The sequence below is a fragment of the Burkholderia sp. Ac-20392 genome, assembly GCF_017104585.1.
Lineage (GTDB): Bacteria > Pseudomonadota > Gammaproteobacteria > Burkholderiales > Burkholderiaceae > Burkholderia > Burkholderia lata.
The window spans coordinates 1-2,097 of record NZ_JAAGPB010000842.1 but is presented as its reverse complement, the minus strand read 5'-3'; the positions used below and the strand labels follow the sequence as shown (position 1 = coordinate 2,097).

The 2,097-nt window shown below is 69.0% G+C and carries 3 protein-coding genes; all 3 read right to left on the bottom strand.

Annotated elements, in window-relative coordinates; genetic code table 11:
* Positions 1-701: 3-deoxy-D-manno-octulosonic acid transferase (locus tag G3N99_RS38860; protein WP_206125046.1), on the bottom strand; the 701-nt coding region annotated here is incomplete at its 3' end.
* 37 nt (positions 702-738) lie between these two features.
* Complete coding sequence (locus G3N99_RS38855) at positions 739-1,623, bottom strand: Kdo hydroxylase family protein (RefSeq protein ID WP_085039638.1); 885 nt, start codon at positions 1,621-1,623, stop codon at positions 739-741.
* 34 nt (positions 1,624-1,657) lie between these two features.
* The coding region (locus G3N99_RS38850; RefSeq protein WP_277396496.1) for a glycosyltransferase family 9 protein at positions 1,658-2,097 on the bottom strand (440 nt) is incomplete at its 5' end.

Genomic DNA, 2,097 nt, shown 5'->3' with positions numbered 1-2,097 from the left:
ACGGGCCGCGCGCCAATCGCCTCGCGCCACGCATGGCCGCGCGCCGCGAGTTCCGGCGGCGTCGTCATGTCGAACTTGAGATTACCGAGCACGGTCACGTTGCGCGCGCCGAGCGACGTCAGCCGCTCCCCATCGGCCGGGCTCTGCGCGAGCACGCGCGAGAAGCCGCCGAACACGTCGTGCGTCGCCGCGCCGAACTTCGATGCACGCCGGAACGAACGCGCGGACATGCGCGCATTGGTCAGCACCAGCGGCACGTCCGCACGGCGGCACTCGTCGATCAGCGTGGGCCACACCTCGGTTTCCATCACGAGGCCGAGTGTCGGCCGCCACGCGCGCAGGAAGCGCCGCACCGCGCCGGGCATGTCGTACGGCAGGTAGCAGCGCAGCACGCGATCGCCGAAGATCTGTTCGCCGGTCGCGCGGCCGCTCGGCGTCATGTGCGTGAGCAGGATGCGCGCATCGGGGCGGGCATGCATCAGCGCGTCGATCAGCGGTTGCGCCGCGCGCGTCTCGCCGACCGATACCGCATGCACCCAGATCAGCGGCGCACGGTCGTCGCGCGAACGGCCCGCCACGTGGCCGAAGCGTTCGCCGATGTGTTCGCGATAGCCGCGCTCCTTGCGCGAGCGTACGTAAAGCCGGATGACGGCGATCGGTGCGACGAGCCACCACAGCGCGCGATAGATCACCCTCAGCATGCGGCGACCCTCATGTTGCAACGGAGAAGAGGCGCGCTCAAACCAGCGCCCTGCCCTTCAGGCGTTCGAGAATGCCGAGCGGCGCGCATTCGCGGCGCACCATCGCGTCGACCGGCAGGAAGAAGGTCTGTTCGAGCATGAACTGGCCGGACATCACAGCGTGCGAAGTCTGATCCGAGAAACATATCCACACGCAGCCGGGCGGAAACGGCATCGTCTCCTGCGGGCTCGTCTTCTGGTAGTCGAGATCGGCCTTCATGCTGTCGTGCAGGTTCAGCATCAGGTGGTCGTACGCGCTGCGCGGCGACTTCGTCACGTGCAGCAGGTTCAGCAGCCATGCGGCGCCCGGCAACTGCGGCTTGATGTGCGGCAGGAAGCGCTTCGCGACGTCCTCGAACGGCTCGCCGACGCGCCACACGCGCGGCACGCCGGCCGGGTTCACGTTCGTGAACACGCGCAGGATGCGCTCGCCGTAGTTGGGCCGCGACGGGAACGCGTCGACGTGCAGCCGGCTGTCGTCCTTGCGCCACGACGTCTGGCGCGTCTCGACCTGCATCAGGCGCAGGCTCGTCGGCGCGACGCGCAGCTTGCCGCGGTATTCGGGAAAGAGGCCGTCGACGAGCGTGCCGGCCTGCTGCTGGAAGCGCGCGACGAGCGCGCGCACCGCCGACTGCGTGACGCTGTCGCCGAGCACGCCGGCGAGCGCGCCGCCGTTCGGCGCGAGACTGATGTTCTTGCGTTTCGGGTCGGCGAGCGCCGGATCGAGCAGCGCTTCCTCGCCGCCTTCGATCGCGAAGCGCAGATGCGGGAAATACAGCACCTTGCCTTCCTCGACGGCGGCCAGCAGCTGCTCGCGCGGCGCCGACAGGTTGTGTCCGCTCCAGTCGGCGGACGGGACTTCGATGATCTGGGATTCGCTCATGTTCGGTTCGCGTGGGTTCGCGCGTGTGACAGCGTTACAGGAGACCGAAGCCTGCGAGCGCCGACTTCACTTGCGCGATCGACGGGGGTTGCCCCGCCGTGCCGAGATTGACGACGTTCGGCGACCAGTAGCCGCCGGTCCGCCAGGCCGTCGCGAAATTGTACAGTTCGACCGTCGGACGCTTCAGCGCGGCCGCGATGTGAACCAGACCTGTATCAACCCCGACGATCGCATCCGCACCGTCGATCAGGCCGACCACGGCCGGCAGCGACAGCTTCGGCGGCACGATCGCCGCCGCGCCGAACGCTTGGGCCAGCCGCTCGCTGGTCGCGCGTTCCGCGTCGTTGCCCCACGGCAGCACGAGCGACGCGCCGCGCCGCACGAGGGCCTGGCCGAGCTCGATCCATGCGGCGTCCGGCCATTGCTTGTCGGCACGCGACGTTGCATGGACGAACACCACGTACGGCACCGGCA